Genomic DNA, 16,698 nt, shown 5'->3' on the forward strand with positions numbered 1-16,698 from the left:
GACGGTTCGTTGGCTTTTGAGGGGACAAGAAGGGCGGGTGAACCGCCCACTATCGCGGCCCTGCCGCAAACGTAAGGAGACGGAGCGCGGCTCCGCTGAAACGACATGGCAAGACAAGATCAGGCCAACGACCAATTTTCGCTCACCTCATTCCTTTATGGCGGCAACGCCGATTACATCGACGCGCTCTATGCCGCCTATGAGGATGATCCAGCCTCGGTCAATCCCGAATGGCAGGAATTCTTCGCCGGGCTGAAGGACGATGCCGGCGATGTGCGCAAGAATGCCAAGGGCGCGTCGTGGGCGAGGCCTTCCTGGCCTCTGCAGGCCAATGGCGAACTGGTGTCGGCGCTCGACGGCAATTGGGGCCTGGTCGAGAAGCATATCGAGAAAAAGGTCAAGGAGAAGGCGGTCGTCAACGGCGTGGCGCCGTCCGACGCCGACGTGCACCAGGCGACGCGCGATTCGGTGCGCGCCATCATGATGATCCGTGCCTACCGCATGCGCGGCCATCTGCATGCCAATCTCGATCCGCTCGGCATCGCCAAGCCGCTCGAGGACTACAATGAACTGTCGCCCGAGAATTACGGTTTTACGGAAGCCGACTACGACCGGCCGATCTTCCTCGACAACGTGCTGGGGCTCGAATTCGGCACCGTCCGGCAGATGCTGGAAATCCTGACCCGCACCTATTGTTCGACGCTCGGCGTCGAGTTCATGCACATCTCCGACCCCGAGGAGAAGGCCTGGATCCAGGCGCGCATCGAAGGCGCCGACAAGGAGATTTCCTTCACCGCCACCGGCAAGAAGGCGATCCTGCAGAAGCTGGTCGAGGCGGAAGGTTTCGAGCAGTTCATCGACGTCAAATACAAAGGCACCAAGCGCTTCGGCCTCGACGGCAGTGAGGCGCTGATCCCGGCGCTGGAGCAGATCGTCAAGCGTGGCGGCCAGCTCGGCATGAAGGAGATCGTGCTCGGCATGGCGCATCGCGGCCGCCTCAACGTGCTTTCCCAGGTGATGGCCAAGCCGCACCGCGCCATTTTCCACGAGTTCAAGGGCGGCTCGGCCGCCCCCGACGAGGTCGAGGGCTCTGGTGACGTGAAGTACCATCTTGGCGCCTCTTCGGACCGCGAGTTCGACGGCAACAAGGTGCACCTGTCGCTCACCGCCAATCCTTCACATCTGGAAATCGTCGATCCCGTCGTGATGGGCAAGGCGCGCGCCAAGCAGGATTATCTGTTCGGCCGCGGCCGCGAGGAGATCGTGCCGCTGGAAGAGCGCGCCAAGGTGCTGCCGCTGCTGCTGCATGGCGACGCCGCCTTCGCCGGCCAGGGCGTGATCGCCGAAATCCTCGGCCTGTCGGGCCTGCGCGGTCATCGCGTCGCCGGGACGCTGCATTTCATCATCAACAACCAGATCGGCTTCACCACCAATCCGCGCTTCTCGCGCTCGTCGCCCTATCCGTCCGACGTCGCCAAGATGATCGAGGCGCCGATCTTCCACGTCAATGGCGACGACCCGGAAGCCGTGGTGCACGCCACCAAGGTGGCGATCGAGTTCCGCATGAAGTTCCACAAGCCGGTGGTCGTGGACATGTTCTGCTACCGCCGCTTCGGCCACAATGAGGGCGATGAACCAGCCTTCACCCAGCCGCTGATGTACCGCAACATCCGCACCCACAAGACGACGGTGCAGATCTATGGCGAGCGCCTGATAGCCGAAGGCCACATCACCCAGGCCGAGCTCGACCAGCTCAAGGCCGACTGGCGCGCGCATCTGGAAGCCGAATGGGAAGTCGGCCAGCACTACAAGCCCAACAAGGCCGATTGGCTCGACGGCGCCTGGTCGGGCCTGCGCACGGCCGACAACCAGGACGAACAGCGGCGCGGCAAGACCGCCGTGCCGGTCAAGACGCTGAAGGAAATCGGCAAGAAGCTGACCGAGGTGCCGAAGGATTTCGAGGCGCACAAGACGATCATCCGCTTCCTCGAGAACCGGCGCCAGGCGATCGAGTCCGGCGAAGGCATCGACTGGTCGACGGCGGAAGCGCTTGCGTTCGGCGCCATCTTGCTCGACGGCAATCCGATCCGGCTTTCGGGACAGGATTCCGAGCGCGGCACCTTCTCGCAGCGCCACTCCGTGCTTTACGACCAGCGCGACGAGACCCGCTATATCCCGCTCAACAATCTGTCGGCGGCACAGGCTGGCTACGAAGTGATCAACTCGATGCTGTCGGAAGAGGCGGTGCTGGGCTTCGAATATGGCTACAGCCTGGCCGAGCCGAAGGCGCTGACCTTGTGGGAGGCGCAGTTCGGCGACTTCGCCAACGGCGCCCAGGTGGTGTTCGACCAGTTCATCTCTAGCGGCGAGCGCAAGTGGCTCCGCATGTCGGGCCTCGTCTGCCTGCTGCCGCATGGCTATGAAGGCCAGGGCCCTGAGCATTCCTCGGCCCGGCTGGAGCGCTTCCTGCAGCTTTGCGCCGAAGACAACATGCAAGTCGCCAACTGCACGACGCCGGCCAACTACTTCCACATCCTGCGCCGGCAGCTGAAGCGCGACTTCCGCAAGCCATTGATCCTGATGACGCCGAAGTCGCTGCTGCGTCACAAGCGGGCGGTGTCGACGCTGCCGGAAATCTCGGGCGAAAGCTCGTTCCACCGGCTGCTGTGGGACGATGCCCAGCTGTTGCCCAACCAAGCGATCAAGCTGACCAAGGATTCCAAGATCCGCCGCGTCGTGCTGTGCTCGGGCAAGGTCTATTACGACCTCTACGAGGAGCGCGAGAAGCGCGGCATCAACGACATCTACCTGCTGCGCGTCGAACAGCTCTATCCGTTCCCGGCCAAGGCGCTGATCACCGAGCTGTCACGCTTCCGCAACGCCGAGATGGTGTGGTGCCAGGAGGAACCCAAGAACATGGGCGCCTGGTCGTTCATCGACCCGTATCTGGAATGGGTGCTGGCGCATATCGACGCCAAGCATCAGCGGGTGCGCTACACCGGCCGTCCGGCGGCCGCGTCGCCGGCGACCGGCCTGATGTCGAAGCACCTTGCCCAGCTCGCCGCCTTGCTCGAAGACGCGCTCGGCGAATAAGCAGAATTGGGCGAATAGAACTGAACCGAAAGAACGGACAGGCACAATGGCTACTGAAATCCGCGTCCCCACCCTGGGCGAATCCGTCACCGAAGCGACCGTCGGCAAATGGTTCAAGAAGGTCGGCGATGCCATTGCCGCCGACGAGCCACTGGTCGAGCTCGAGACCGACAAGGTGACGGTGGAGGTGCCCGCCGCCGCCGCCGGCACGCTCGGCGAAATCACTGTAAAAGAAGGCGAGACGGTCGGCGTCGGCGCGCTGTTGGGTTCGATTTCGGGCGGTGGAGCGGCTGCTCCCGCGACCAAGCCGCAAGCGGTGGCGCAGGCTTCGAGCCCCGACGCGGCGCAGACCACCAAGCAGGCCGCGGCAGAGACCGCCAAGGTGGCGGGCGATGCCGGCGCGGTCGAGCCGCGCACCATGCCGCCGGCGCCGGCGGCGGCAAAACTGATCGCCGAGAACAATCTGTCGGTCGACCAGCTTTCCGGCTCGGGCAAGCGCGGCCAGGTGCTGAAGGGCGATGTGCTCGACGCCATCTCCAAGGGCGCGCCGTCGCAGCCGGCCGAAACGCCGAAGGCAGCGCCGGCACCGGTTGCCGTGCGGGCGCCGTCGTCCGGCGACGACGCTTCGCGCGAGGAGCGCGTGCGCATGACCAAGCTGCGCCAGACCATCGCGCGCCGGCTGAAGGAAGCGCAGTCGACCGCCGCCATGCTGACCACCTTCAACGAAGTGGACATGTCGGCGGTGATGGCGCTGCGGACCAAGTACAAGGACGTGTTCGAGAAGAAGCATGGCGTGAAGCTCGGCTTCATGGGCTTTTTCACCAAGGCCGTGACGCACGCCTTGAAGGAAATCCCCTCGGTCAATGCCGAGATCGACGGCACCGACATCATCTTCAAGAACTATGCCCATATCGGCGTCGCAGTCGGCACCGAAAAGGGGCTCGTGGTTCCGGTCGTGCGTGATGCCGACCAGATGTCCATCGCCGAGATCGAGAAGGAGATCGGCCGGCTGGGCATCGCCGCGCGCGACGGCAAGCTGTCGGTCGCCGATATGCAGGGCGGCACCTTCACCATCTCCAATGGCGGCGTCTACGGGTCGCTGATGTCGACGCCGATCCTCAATGCGCCGCAGTCGGGCATTCTCGGCATGCACAAGATCCAGGACCGGCCGGTCGTGGTCGGCGGCCAGATCGTGATCCGGCCGATGATGTATCTGGCGCTCTCCTACGATCACCGCATCGTCGACGGCAAGGAAGCGGTCACCTTCCTGGTCCGCGTCAAGGACAGCCTGGAGGATCCCGAACGGCTGGTGCTCGATCTGTGATCGGAGCTGACCCGCAATGAGCGGCTGGCTGGAGCAGTTTGGTTACAGCCTGGGCCGGCGAGCCGGTGGGATGCTGCGGTCTGTTGGCCTGGCCGCCGCCGTCGTTCCGTCGCTGGCGACGGCCGCCGCCCAATGGGATCCTTCGCAGGCGAGCAGCAATCTTGGCGTTTTCACTTTGAGCGATGCTCAACTGGAAGAGCGGAAGATCACCGTAACTCCGATCGGCGAACTCGAATTGCCGACCGGTGAAATCATCGCCTGCGATCCTCTGATCAGCGGTACCGAGATGCCGGCCTTGAGCCGCAGGGTCAAACCGGGGAGCTACCCGGTTTCGCTGCTGGAAGCCCAGGGCCGCGTTGGGATTTCGGTGCTGCGCTTCAAGCCCGGCACGCCGGTTCGCTGGGAACTGGCGACAGTGCCGGGCCAGGATGCATCGACCTTGAAGGGCGACGAGATCTTCGGCTATCCCGTCGATGCCGGCCTTGGCTCGTTCATGGACAAAACGGCTATGGCGCTGATGTCGGGTGAGCAGGACAAGCTCCAAGCCGAGCAGAATTACTATGACGACGTGCTGGCGGCCGAATTCGCGCCAAACCAGGACAGGTTCGTCATGCATCATCCGGTTGCCGGCAACCCGCTCAACATCGCCATGTTCTGGAGCGGCTGGGGTGACGGATTATATCCGTCGTTCTGGGGGCTGGACGCGGCCGGCGAGCCGCTGCTGCTGACGACCGATTTTGGCGTTCTGGAAAACGCCGATGGCCGCGAGAGCAAGTAGGTTATCCTGATGCAAAGCGCCCTGTCGCCCGTCATCAGATGTCTCGCTGGATTGCTGGCCTTCGGGGTCACGTGTTCTACGGCAGGCGCCGCCTGCCCGATCGAACTCTCGGTCTATGGCGATGCACAGAACGGCAGCGAGATCGACTTTACTCCGACGGGCACCTCGGCCACCGTCACCAATACGTTCCGCTTGATCCTCGACAACAATGTGGTTCTGAACGGCATCGTCATGTGGACCCAGGATGTTGCGCGCCCGAACGGCGCGCTGATGTACAAATGTCCGGAGGGCGACGTCACCGGCGAGGAGCTTGCCGCCTGCACGCTGTGGAACGGCGTCATCTACACGTCGGATGACAAGGGGACTGTCGGGCTGCTGCCGGCCGAGGGCGTCGAGGCGCCGAAGACGCTGATCCTGCCCGATCTCGGGCCGGTGCTCCGGCAATCCCCGGCCTATGGCGGCAGCGGCTTCTCGAAAGTGCCGTCGGATGTGTTCGCGATGAAGGGATGCCAGGAATGAGCGCCGCGCAAAAAGTGCTGCTGGTCACCGGCGGCAGCCGTGGCATCGGCGCCGCCGTCTGCCGGCAGGGGTCGCAGGCCGGCTATCGCGTTGCAATCAACTATGCCTCGGACCGGGCGGCGGCCGACGCGCTGGTCGCCGAGATCAAGGCCGCCGGCGGCGACGCTTTCGCCGTGAAGGGCGACGTCGGCAGCGAGGCCGACATCCTGGGCATCTTCGAGGCGGTGGACCGCACCCATGGCCGGCTCGACGCCTTCGTCAACAATGCCGGCATCGTCGATGCCAAGGCGCGGGTCGACGAGATGAGCGCGGCGCGGCTCGAACGGATGATGCGCATCAATGTTGTCGGGTCGATCCTGTGCGCCCGCGAAGCGGTCAAGCGCATGTCGACGCGCCATGGCGGTTCGGGTGGATCGATCGTCAACCTCTCTTCGGCGGCGGCGGTGTTGGGCGCGCCGGACAATTATGTAGACTATGCCGCTTCCAAGGGCGCCATCGACACCCTCACCATCGGGCTTGCCCGCGAGGTGGCGGCCGAAGGCATCCGCGTCAACGCGGTGCGGCCGGGCATCATCGACACCGATATCCACGCTTCCGGCGGGCAGCCGGACCGGGTGGCGCTGATCCAGGACACGCTGCCGATGAAAAGAGCCGGCACCGCGGATGAAGTCGCGGGCGCGATTCTCTATCTTTTGTCCGACGCCGCGTCCTATACGACGGGCGCGATCCTGAATGTCAGCGGCGGCCGCTGAGCCCCAATCGAAAAGGACAGTATCATGGCTTATGACGTCGTTATCATCGGATCGGGACCGGGCGGCTATGTCTGCGCCATCAAGGCGGCACAGCTTGGGCTGAAGGTCGCCGTGGTCGAGAAGAACGCGACCTTCGGCGGCACCTGCCTCAACATCGGCTGCATTCCGTCCAAGGCGCTGCTTTACGCCTCCGAGATGTTCGCCGAGGCCGGCCATTCCTTCGATACGCTCGGCGTCGAAATACCGGCACCCAAGCTCAACCTGAAGAAGATGATGGCGCACAAGGACGCGACGGTGTTGTCCAACGTCAATGGCGTCGCCTTCCTGTTCAAGAAGAACAAGATCGACAGTTTTCGCGGCACCGGCAAGGTGGTCGCGGCCGGCAAGGTTTCGGTGACCTCCGAGGACGGCAAGGTCGAGGAGATCGAGACCAAAAACATCGTCATCGCCACCGGTTCCGACGTCGCCAGCATTCCAGGCGTCAAGGTCGACATCGACGAGAAAATCATCGTGTCGTCGACGGGCGCGCTGGCGCTGGACAAGGTGCCGGGCCACCTGGTGGTGGTCGGTGGCGGCGTCATCGGGCTCGAGCTCGGCTCGGTCTGGGCACGGCTTGGCGCCAAGGTCACGGTGGTCGAGTTCCTCGACACGATCCTGGGCGGCATGGACGGCGAGGTGTCGAAACAGTTCCAGCGGCTGCTCTCCAAGCAAGGCTTCGAGTTCAAGCTCGGCGCCAAGGTCACCGGCGTCGCCAAGGCCAAGAACGGCGCGACCGTCACCTTCGAGCCGGTCAAGGGCGGCGCGGCCGAGACCATCGAGGCGGACGCGGTGCTGATCTCGACGGGACGCCGCGCCTTTTCAGACAACCTCGGGCTCAAGGATGCGGGCGTCGAGGTCGACGAGCGCGGCCGCGTCAAAACCGACGGGCATCTCCGGACCAACGTGCCGGGCATCTATGCCATCGGCGACGTCATCGCGGGGCCGATGCTGGCGCACAAGGCCGAGGACGAGGGCGTCGCGGTGGCCGAAACCATCGCCGGCCAGGCCGGTCATGTGAATTATGAGGTCATTCCGAGCGTCGTCTACACCAGCCCGGAAATCGCCTCGGTCGGCAAGACCGAGGAAGAGCTGAAGAAGGCCGGCATCGACTACAAGGTCGGCAAATTCCCCTTCACCGCCAACGGCCGCGCGCGCGCCATGCTGCACACGGATGGCTTCGTGAAGATACTCGCCGACAAGACGACCGATCGTGTACTGGGCGTCCACATTGTCGGCTTCGGCGCCGGCGAGATGATCCACGAAGCGGCGGTGCTGATGGAGTTCGGCGGCTCGTCGGAGGATCTCGCCCGCACCACCCACGCGCATCCGACGATGTCGGAAGCGGTGAAGGAAGCGGCGCTGGCGACGTTCTTCAAGCCGATCCATATTTAGAACGATCCGGGAAAACCGTGAAACGGTTTCCCGGAAAAGCGCGTAGCTTTCCCTGAGGGAATTGCCTCCTTGCCTGCCCAAACGGAACGGCCCGCCGGAAGGCGGGCCGTTCTTCGTTGAAAGCCGTGGCCCGGATTACTGGGCCGGTGCGGGAGCTGGGGCCGGCGCAGGAGCCGGTGTCGCCGGTGCAGGAGCCGGCGCGGGTGCTGGTGCAGGGGCAGGCGCGGGTGCCGGTTCGGCGGGCTTCATCGGTTCAGCCGGCGCGGGCGCCGGGGCCGGTGTGCTGGCCGCTGGCGGCTCGGCGGGTGCCGGATGCTCACCGCTTCTTCCGAAAACGTAATACGCGACTACAGCCAGAATAACGACGACCAGCGCAATCAGCCAAGGGCTGCCGCCACCGCCGCTCGGCCGAGGGGCATTGGTGGTCGAATTGTACGGATCGTTTGGGTTTGGTGTGTTGGCCATAAATGTGTCCTCCGGAGAAAATGAAAATGGTCAATCAACAGCCATCAACGCGCAACCGTTGAATGGGTTTCACGCTAGCGGACGAAAACGCCGGAAACGCGGCGTTTGCGAGCCTCCGCTGCCATCCGACTCAATTGACGGCGGTAACAGTATAGCCGGCTTTGCGGAAATCCTCGACCGCTCCCTTGGGGCCGGGAAGATGGAGCGCGCCGACCGCCATGAAGGCGTTGGCCAGGCGGCGTTTCGCCACGCAGCGAGCCGAACCAGCCGATGCTATCGTCGGTCCCGAGGGATTTGCCGCTATGATGCCCACTGCACGGACCTTACCTGATCCCGAAGATACTCTTGCCGGTGCTCAGTTCGCCGACCGATACGCGCTGACAGCCGATGGCCTTGCCCTGACCGCCATTGCCGCGGCCGAACGCGTGCTGGGGCGAACACCGGGATGGGTCGGCCGGCTGACACGGTTGCGCAACCTCGCGGTCAGGCCATTTGGTCTGAAAACGGGGGCGGAACCCGACGCGCCGCCGGAAAGCAGGATCGGCATCTTTCCGCTCATCAGCCAGGCACATGACAGGGTCGTCCTTGGACTGGACGACCGGCATCTCGATTTCCGCATCCTGGTGGAGGTGAACGATCTGGGCGCGGGCCGGCAGGAGGTGGCTGCGTCGACGATCGTGAAGACGCACAATCTGCTTGGACGGGCCTATCTCGCCATCATCATGCCGTTTCACCGCATCATCGTTCCGGCGATGCTGGCCCAGGTCTTGATCAAATAGGGCTAAAGCCCGACCGCCGTGACAGTATAGCCGGCTTTGCGGAAATCCTCGACCAGTCCCTCCGGGCCGGGAAGATGCAGCGCGCCGACCGCCATGAAGGCGTTGCCCTTGGCCAGGATCGGCCCGGCATGATCGACCATCACCTTGTTGCGGCTGGTGATCATGGTTTCCTCGAAGGCGGCATAGCCTGCCGGATCCTCCTGCTCGTCGGGCATGGCGGCGCGGAACAGCGGCCAGAACATGCCGGTGTCGCCGCGCTGGTAGAGCAGGATCATGGTCTCGTTGATGTCGTTGACCTTGTCGCCCAGCTTCAGCGTGTCGATCAGGCCCTTCATATGAAAGGCGAGCGGCAGCGAAGCCATGGCGCGCAACTGGCTCTCGGCTGTTTCCAGCCCTTCCACCGGCTTGCCGGCCGCCTTGGCGCTCTCGGCCAGCTTGACGTCGAGCACCGGCGCGCCGCCGGACTGGCGGGCGAGTTCGCAAGCCGGAAGCGCCATCATGGCCGACAGCATCCAAGGCTTCATCTTGGCGACCGTTGCCGGCGGGATGCCGCGCGCGTCGAGAGCGGCGTTCATGGCCGCCGCGTCCCGCGGCGACAGCAAGGACGACAGCGTCGTGGAGTCGGTGAACATCATCAGGTCCGGCTCCTTCAGCATCGCCAACATCATCTTCTGCTTGTCGAGCACGTCGGTGGTCTCGATGATGAGGGTGCCGGCGGCATCGAAGGCCTTCTGCGCGTATGCCGGCAGCGTGGTGACGCGCGGATCGGTCATATGCATGGTGCCGAAGAGATAGGATGGCTGTTCGCCGGGTTTTTCGAGCTTCCACAGCAGGCCCTTGCCATTGAGCGTGGCAGCGGCCTCCGCCTCGATCTTGTCGTAGGTGGCAGGGCTAGCCTTCTGCAAGGCAGACAGCATGTCGGCGCCGCTGCAGGTCGGGATTTCCGCATGCGCCCTGCCGGCCGCGAACAGCAGGACGGCAAGGAAGGACAGGAAAAACAGCACGTTGAGCGCGACAAGCAGCTTCAGCGAGATGGAGGCCGCACGGTCGGCGATGGCGATGACGCGTTTCATGATGCCTTTCTAGAATCGAAAAGCGGCAAAACGGTTAATTGGTGCCATGAAATTGAACGGTTCACGCCCTTGGATGCGCCGATTCGTAGATTTCCAGCAGTCTCGCCGTGTCGACGCCGGTGTAGATCTGCGTCGTCGACAGGCTGGCGTGGCCTAAGAGTTCCTGGATGGTGCGCAGATCGCCGCCGCGGCCGAGCAGATGGGTGGCGAAGGAATGGCGCAGCGCATGCGGCGTCGCCGTGTCGGGCAGGTTGAGCGCCGAGCGTAGTTTCGCCATGGCGCGCTGGACGATGGCCGGATTGAGCGGGCCGCCGCGCGCGCCGCGAAACAACAACTCCTTTGGATCGAGATGATAGGGACAGAGCCGGCGGTATTCGGCGATCGCTCTGAGCGCTACCGGCAGCACCGGCACCAGCCGCGTCTTGCCGCCCTTGCCGATGACGCGCAGCACGGTGTCGGCCTCCGAGGCCAGATCGACGGCGCTAAGGCCAAGCGCTTCTGAAATGCGCAGGCCGGAACCGTAGAGCAGTGTCAGCACGGCGGCGTTGCGGGCCGCGACCCAGGGTTCTTCGGCCAGCTGACCCTCGACGGAGACCACGTGCCTGGCATCGCTCGCCGTCAGCGGTTTTGGCAGCGATTTGGGCTGGCGTGGCGCGCGCAGGGCCGCGGCACCCGCCGCATTGGCTAGGCCGCGACGTTCGAGAAAGCGTAGCAGCGAACGGATGCCGGCGAGACCTCGGCCAAGCGTGCGGGCGCCAGCACCGGCGTTACGCCGCGCGGCGAGGAAGCCGCGCAGATCGGCCGGGCGCAGATCGGCAATATCGGAAATCCCGGGCGGCCCGCCGAGATGGCCGGTGAGGAAATGCAGGAACTGGCGCGAATCGCGCTCATAGGCCTCGACGGTTTCCGGCGACAGCCGGCGTTCGCGCGCCAGCATCTTCAGCCAGTTTTCGCGCGCCGCCTGGAGATCGGGTTGCGCCGGGATGAGGAATTCGGGCATGGCGTCTGTTCCGGTTCGCCGCCATTTTCCGACAGCCGGGTTAGGAAGCGGTGAAGAGCCCGTCATTGAAATGACAACCGGCTGGCGCTAGAGCAGGCCAAAGGATTTTTCGCCGATGAGCAAACCCCAGAATCCCGTCCAGATGGCTGTTATCGGCGCCGCCCACGGCATCAAGGGCGAGTTGCGGGTAAAAACCTTCACCGGCGAGCCAATGGCGCTGGCCGACTATGGGCCGCTCTATGCCAGGGACGGCCGTGCCTTCCAGATAACGGATATAAGGCCCGCCAACACCGTTGTCGTGGTGCGTTTCAAGGGTGTCATCGACCGCAACGCCGCCGAAGCGCTCGCCGGTACCGAACTGTTCGTCGACCGGTCGATGCTGCCCGATGACGGCGAGGAGGATGAATTCTACCATGCCGACCTGATCGGGCTCGACGTTCGTAACGATACGGGCGCCGTCCTCGGCAAGGTCGTCGCGGTGCACAATTTCGGCGGCGGCGACATCCTCGATGTGACGCTCGCCGGGCGCAAGGGCGTGCTGATCCCGTTCACGCAGGCCGCCGTGCCGCAAGTGTCGATCGCCGAGGGTTTTGTCCGCGTCGACCCGGTGGCGGCCGGGCTGGTCGAGGACGAGGACGGCGCCGCACCCAGCGAGGACGATTTCGATCCGAAGGGCAGGCCGCGCGGACCGCGCGACGCCGGGGGCAACCGGTGAGTTTTTCGGCAAGCGTGCTGACGCTCTATCCCGAGATGTTTCCGGGTGCGCTCGGCCTGTCGCTGGCCGGGCGGGCGCTCGAAGCCGGCACCTGGTCGCTGGAAGCGATCCAGATCCGCGATTTCGCCACCGACAGGCATCGCACCGTCGACGACACGCCAGCCGGCGGCGGCGCCGGTATGGTGATGCGCGCCGATGTGCTGGCCAGGGGGATCGACCACGCCTCGCCGCCGGGCGATGCGCGCCCCCGCCTGCTGATGAGCCCGCGCGGCAAACCGCTGACGCAGGCGCGCGTGCGCGAACTCGCCGCCGGGCCGGGCGCCGTCATCCTGTGCGGCCGCTTCGAAGGCGTCGATCAACGGCTGATCGACGCGCGAAAGCTGGAAGAGGTTTCGATTGGCGATTTCATCCTCTCAGGTGGCGAGCCGGCGGCGCTCGTGCTGCTCGACGCGGTGGTGCGGCTGTTGCCCGGCGTGATGGGCAATGCGGTCTCCGGCGAGGAAGAGAGCTTCGAGAACGGCCTGCTCGAACATCCGCACTATACGCGGCCCCAGGAATTCGAGGGCCGGGAGATTCCCGAAGTGCTGATCTCCGGCAATCACAAGAAGATCGCCGCCTGGCGACGGGAGCAGTCGGAGCGGCTGACGCAGGAGAGGCGGCCCGAACTGCTGAGCGCTCAGCCCTTGGTGAAGTAGTAAAAAGCCAGAAACAGGCCGACGGCGATGACGAAGCCGCGCACCACGTTTTGCGGTACGCGCTTGGCGATCCAGACGCCGGCATAGCCCCCGAGCGCGCCGCCGGGGATCATGACGATGGCCTGGGGCCAGGCGACGACGCCGCCGGACACGAAGACGATGATGGCGACGGCGGCGATGACCACGGCCAGCATGTTCTTCAGCGCGTTCAGCCGGTGGTAGTCGCCGGCCTGGGTCAGGCCGAGGGTCGCCAGCATCATCACGCCCATGCCGGCGCCGAAGAAGCCGCCATAGATCGCGGTGACGAACTGCGCCAGCGAACCGGCGAGCGAGCCGACGGCCGCTTCATGTCCGGGTTTCGGCGCCGGTTTCAGCCACGGTCCGGCGGCGAAGAGAGCGGTCGCGCCCAAAAGCAGCCACGGCACCAGGACGCGAAAGGATGGGTTGTCGAGCGCCAGCAGGATCAACGCGCCGGCCAGCGCGCCGACCGCCGAGATCAGGCACAGCAGCAGGGCGCCGCGCCAGAAATGCCTGATGTCGGCCCAGTAGGCGAGCGTCGAGGTGATGTAGCCCGGAAACTGCGTCACCGAGGAGGTGGCGTTGGCGACGATCGGCGGCACGCCGACCAATGTCATGGCGCCGAAGGTGATGAAGGTTCCGCCCCCGGCGACCGCGTTGGCGGCGCCTGACAGAAAGCCCGCCAAAAAGAGCAGGATGGCGTTGAAGACAGACATGCAAGGCCGCCGTGAACAAGTGTGCTATCTCTGGCTTAGGAAGCTTGCCGGACCGGCGCAACCCGACACGGCAGGATTACGATGGTGCCATGCCGGGGAGCCATGCCGGCAAAAAATGCATGGGCAAGGCGTGACAAAGCGCCGAAATAGCTGTATGTGCCCGCCCGTACCGGCAAGAACAATCTTCCGGACCCGTCAACAATGACGGTGTAGTCGCCCCTGCCCGATGTTCAAAGACAAACGTCTTGGAGACAAAGGACATAGCCGAGCGGTCATTGGAACTGCAAGGCAAGCGTAGGGCGCTCTGACTGTCGGAAGAACAAGAAGTGGATTTTTAGATGGATCTCATCCGTCAGCTCGAGGCCGAACAGGCCGCCAAGATCGAAGCCAAGCGCAAGCTTCCCGAATTCCAGCCCGGCGACACCGTGCGCGTCCAGGTCCGCGTGACCGAAGGCACCCGCACCCGCGTCCAGGCTTATGAGGGCGTCGTCATCGCCCGCGCCGGTTCCGGCTTCCAGGAAAATTTCACCGTCCGCAAGATCTCCTACGGCGAAGGCGTCGAGCGCGTGTTCCCGGTCTACTCGCCGATGGTCGAAGGCGTCGAGATCGTGCGCCGCGGCAAGGTGCGTCGCGCCAAGCTCTATTACCTGCGCGACCGTCGCGGCAAGTCGGCCCGTATCTCGGAAAACACCGGCGTGCGCGCCCGCAAGCTCAACGATGAGGAGCGCGACGCGCTGAACGCCGAGAAGGCCCGCATCGAGGCCGAGAAGGTCGCCGCCGCCCAGGCGCTGGCCGCAGAGACGGCCGCCAAGGAAGCCGCCGAGAAGAAGGCGGCCGCCGAGGCCGAAGCAGCAGCCAAGGCTGCCGCGGAAGCCACTCCGGCCGAATAAGGTTTCGCCAAAGGTTTTTGAAAAGGCGGCTTCGGCCGCCTTTTTTCGTTCTGGCGAACAGCCAAGGCGGCATTCGGCCATGGTTCTTGGTGTCTACGGAAACCTTGGCGATTGGCCGAGACAGCCGTGTGTCGTCATCCACGGGCGAAGCAAGGAGCGAAGCGACGCGCGCAGACCCTTGGAGCTGCTTCGCAGCCCAAGGGATCCAAGCCGCGACTTCTGAGCGCCGCTACGGTGCAGAGCTGACTTCGGTGACCGCGATCTCATTCCGAACCGCTGTGCTAGGTTGACCGTCTCGGCACGGATCCTAGGGTTTCCGCGACGTCGCTTCGCGACTGCTCCACCCTAGGATGACGAAGTCGGGGGTTCCCGCCTTCCGTCTAAGATAGCGAAAAACACAGCAACGGGAGGCTTGACGCATTTTATCTTGTACATTAAATAATCGTGTACAAATTAATTGGAGACTACGATATGGCACTCTACACCACACAGGCTCACGTCACCGGCGGCCGCGCCGGCCATGGCGAGACCAGCGACGGCCTGCTCAAGGTCGACCTGGCGATGCCCAAGGAGCTCGGCGGGCCGGGTGGGGCCACCAATCCCGAACAGCTTTTCGCCATCGGCTACGCCGCCTGCTTCGAAAGCGCCGTCCGTTTTGTCGCGCGCAAGCAGAAGCTGCCGCTCCAGGATGCCGCGATAACCTCCACCGTCAGCCTGCTTCCCGATGGCGAGGGCTTCAAGCTCGGCGTCGCATTGGCGGTGGAAACGAAAGGCCTTGATCAGGCGGCGGCCGAAGCGCTTGTATCGGCGGCGCACCAGGTTTGCCCCTATTCCAACGCCATCAGGGGTAATATCGAGGTGGCGCTCTCGGTAAAGGCGGCATGACGACAAAGGTCGAAACGGAAGCCAGAGAAGTCCCGGCGGAGGCCGCCGGGGCTTTTCCAGCGCCAAGGCTGGATCAGCAGCTGTGCTTCGCGCTCTATTCGGCAAGCGGGCTGATGACCAAGCTCTACCGGCCGTTGCTCGATCCGCTCGGCCTGACCTATCCGCAATATCTGGCGATGCTGGCGCTGTGGGAGCGCGCGCCAAGCACGGTGGGCGACCTTGGCGAAGCGCTCGGCCTGGATTCAGCGACGCTGACGCCGCTGCTCAAGCGGATGGAAGCGGGTGGGCTCGTCACCCGCCGGCGCGATGCCGCCGACGAGCGCCGGGTGCTGGTCGAGCCGACGGCCAAGGGCCAGGCCCTGCGCGCGAACATGACGGATGTCCAGGCCGGGCTCGATTGCGGCATGCCCCTGGAGCGGGCCGAACTCAAGGCACTCCACGGCACGCTCACCCGATTGGTCTCAGGATTGCGCGAGGCCACGACCGACCAAGACTGATCGCGGCGAGGACTGTCCTCAAAATCGCCTCCCGGAAGCACGGGAATCCACGGTGACGCGCAACGTCGCAGTGGACCCGTCTTGCATGGCGCTTGCGGAAAGCTAAAGTCGGCGCCGGATTTCCTGCCGCGCGGGCATCGCGCGGCCAATCATTCCGGGGAGTGTGTCATGACAAAATCAAAATTGCTGCTGGCCGGCCTGTTGGCTCTCGTCCTGGCGCCCGTTGCCGCCTTCGCGCAGGCGCTGCCCGACCTCGGCGGCAGACAAGTCGTGGTGGTGACCGAAAACGCCTATCCGCCGCTGCAGTTCATCGATGCCAAGACGGGAAAACAGATCGGCTGGGAATATGACGCGATGAACGAGATCGCCAAGCGGCTCAATTTCAAGGTCGAGTACCAGAACACCTCCTGGGACGCGATGATCCAGGCGGTTTCCGACAACCAGTACAACATCGGCATGACCGGCATCACCATCAAGGATGACCGCAAGCAGAAGGTGGACTTCTCCGACCCCTATATGCGCTCGGAGCAGTTCATGCTGGTGCGCGGCGATGAAAGCCGTTTCACCGATGCCAAGACCTTCGGCGCCTTCAAGGACGGGCTAGTCGGCGCGCAGGCGGGCACGACGCCTTTCTACACCGCCGTCTACAGCGTGCTCGACGGCAATGAGCAGAACCCGCGCATCAAGCTGTTCGAGACGTTCGGGGCCACGGTGCAGGCACTGAAATCCGGCGATGTCGATGTCGTGCTGACCGACGGCACCGCCGGCAAGGGTTATGTCGATGCTTCGGAGGGCAAGCTCAAGCTGATCGGCGGCCCGCTCGGCACCGAGGATTTCGGCTTCATCTTCCCCAAGGGTTCGGATCTGGTGAAGCCGGTCAACGCGGCCATCGCGGCGCTGAAGGCGGACGGGACGCTGGATGCACTGAACAAGAAGTGGTTCCTTGATTACAAGATGGGGCAGTAGGTCCTGTTGTTGACGGCAGTGCCTGTGCACGAAATCGCGCTGACATTGCGCCCAGGCCCCCCTCTCTGCCCTGCCGGGCATCTCCCCCTCAAGGGGGGAGAT

At 64.4% G+C, this 16,698-nt stretch carries 16 protein-coding genes and 1 pseudogene; 13 read left to right on the forward strand and 4 right to left on the reverse strand.

The window, feature by feature from the left end; all coding sequences use genetic code 11:
* Nucleotides 1-105 precede the first annotated feature (105 nt).
* The 6 genes from LB569_RS12840 to lpdA all read left to right on the forward strand — a co-directional run bounded on the left by LB569_RS12840 (nt 106) and on the right by lpdA (nt 7,897).
* Nucleotides 106-3,093 (forward strand): 2-oxoglutarate dehydrogenase E1 component, encoded by a 2,988-nt coding sequence (locus LB569_RS12840; protein WP_140710227.1) that lies wholly within the window; start codon nt 106-108, stop codon nt 3,091-3,093.
* Nucleotides 3,094-3,139: 46 nt separating this feature from the next.
* Nucleotides 3,140-4,417 (forward strand): 2-oxoglutarate dehydrogenase complex dihydrolipoyllysine-residue succinyltransferase, encoded by a 1,278-nt coding sequence (gene odhB / locus LB569_RS12845; RefSeq protein WP_224692620.1) that lies wholly within the window; start codon nt 3,140-3,142, stop codon nt 4,415-4,417.
* Nucleotides 4,418-4,487: 70 nt separating this feature from the next.
* Nucleotides 4,488-5,195, forward strand: a complete 708-nt coding sequence (locus tag LB569_RS12850) for a DUF4241 domain-containing protein (protein WP_411970229.1) — start codon at nt 4,488-4,490, stop codon at nt 5,193-5,195.
* Between the two features lie 9 nt (nt 5,196-5,204).
* On the forward strand, nt 5,205-5,714 hold the full coding sequence (locus tag LB569_RS12855) for a hypothetical protein (protein WP_224692623.1): 510 nt from the start codon (nt 5,205-5,207) through the stop codon (nt 5,712-5,714).
* Nucleotides 5,711-6,466 carry an SDR family oxidoreductase gene (locus LB569_RS12860; protein ID WP_224692625.1) on the forward strand — a complete coding sequence of 252 codons (756 nt, stop codon included), beginning with the start codon at nt 5,711-5,713 and terminating at the stop codon, nt 6,464-6,466. The genes LB569_RS12855 and LB569_RS12860 overlap by 4 nt, the downstream gene beginning before the upstream one ends.
* Before the next feature lie 24 nt (nt 6,467-6,490).
* On the forward strand, nt 6,491-7,897 hold the full coding sequence (gene lpdA, locus LB569_RS12865) for a dihydrolipoyl dehydrogenase (RefSeq protein WP_224692626.1): 1,407 nt from the start codon (nt 6,491-6,493) through the stop codon (nt 7,895-7,897).
* Between the two features lie 595 nt (nt 7,898-8,492).
* On the opposite strand, the pseudogene LB569_RS12870 reads toward lpdA, so the two are convergent.
* Nucleotides 8,493-8,591, reverse strand: a pseudogene (locus LB569_RS12870) (TraB/GumN family protein); the annotation flags it as partial.
* A 73-nt stretch (nt 8,592-8,664) separates the two neighbouring features.
* Between LB569_RS12870 and LB569_RS12875 the strand changes: the two are divergent.
* Nucleotides 8,665-9,141, forward strand: coding sequence for a DUF2867 domain-containing protein (locus LB569_RS12875; protein WP_224692895.1), 477 nt, complete (start codon nt 8,665-8,667; stop codon nt 9,139-9,141).
* Nucleotides 9,142-9,143: 2 nt separating this feature from the next.
* On the opposite strand, the gene LB569_RS12880 is transcribed toward LB569_RS12875, so the two are convergent.
* Nucleotides 9,144-10,214 carry a TraB/GumN family protein gene (locus tag LB569_RS12880; protein ID WP_140710213.1) on the reverse strand — a complete coding sequence of 357 codons (1,071 nt, stop codon included), beginning with the start codon at nt 10,212-10,214 and terminating at the stop codon, nt 9,144-9,146.
* A gap of 61 nt (nt 10,215-10,275) precedes the next feature.
* Complete coding sequence (locus LB569_RS12885) at nt 10,276-11,214, reverse strand: tyrosine recombinase XerC (RefSeq protein ID WP_224692629.1); 939 nt, start codon at nt 11,212-11,214, stop codon at nt 10,276-10,278.
* A gap of 115 nt (nt 11,215-11,329) precedes the next feature.
* On the opposite strand from LB569_RS12885, the gene rimM reads away from it, so the two are divergent.
* A complete protein-coding gene (rimM, locus tag LB569_RS12890) occupies nt 11,330-11,929 on the forward strand; it encodes a ribosome maturation factor RimM (RefSeq protein WP_224692630.1) in 600 nt (199 codons plus the stop codon).
* Nucleotides 11,926-12,624, forward strand: a complete 699-nt coding sequence (trmD, locus tag LB569_RS12895; protein WP_224692631.1) for a tRNA (guanosine(37)-N1)-methyltransferase TrmD — start codon at nt 11,926-11,928, stop codon at nt 12,622-12,624. The genes rimM and trmD overlap by 4 nt, the downstream gene beginning before the upstream one ends.
* Here trmD and LB569_RS12900 read toward each other — a convergent pair.
* Nucleotides 12,606-13,358, reverse strand: coding sequence for a sulfite exporter TauE/SafE family protein (locus LB569_RS12900; RefSeq protein WP_140710205.1), 753 nt, complete (start codon nt 13,356-13,358; stop codon nt 12,606-12,608). The two genes, trmD and LB569_RS12900, sit on opposite strands and share 19 nt — an antisense overlap.
* 338 nt (nt 13,359-13,696) lie before the next feature.
* On the opposite strand from LB569_RS12900, the gene rplS reads away from it, so the two are divergent.
* From rplS to LB569_RS12920, 4 genes are all read left to right on the forward strand, one after another.
* Nucleotides 13,697-14,248: a 50S ribosomal protein L19 gene (gene rplS / locus LB569_RS12905; protein ID WP_013892267.1), complete on the forward strand. Its 552-nt coding sequence runs from the start codon at nt 13,697-13,699 to the stop codon at nt 14,246-14,248.
* A gap of 471 nt (nt 14,249-14,719) precedes the next feature.
* Complete coding sequence (locus LB569_RS12910) at nt 14,720-15,133, forward strand: organic hydroperoxide resistance protein (RefSeq protein ID WP_224537142.1); 414 nt, start codon at nt 14,720-14,722, stop codon at nt 15,131-15,133.
* Nucleotides 15,130-15,630 carry a MarR family winged helix-turn-helix transcriptional regulator gene (locus tag LB569_RS12915; RefSeq protein WP_224692633.1) on the forward strand — a complete coding sequence of 167 codons (501 nt, stop codon included), beginning with the start codon at nt 15,130-15,132 and terminating at the stop codon, nt 15,628-15,630. Before LB569_RS12910 ends, LB569_RS12915 begins: the two co-directional genes overlap by 4 nt.
* 168 nt (nt 15,631-15,798) lie before the next feature.
* The gene (locus tag LB569_RS12920; RefSeq protein ID WP_224692634.1) at nt 15,799-16,596 is read left to right on the forward strand and encodes a transporter substrate-binding domain-containing protein; all 798 of its coding nucleotides are present in this window, start codon (nt 15,799-15,801) and stop codon (nt 16,594-16,596) included.
* Nucleotides 16,597-16,698: the final 102 nt, after the last annotated feature.

Origin of the sequence: Mesorhizobium sp. BH1-1-4 (assembly GCF_020165665.1) — a bacterium.
Classification (GTDB): domain Bacteria; phylum Pseudomonadota; class Alphaproteobacteria; order Rhizobiales; family Rhizobiaceae; genus Mesorhizobium.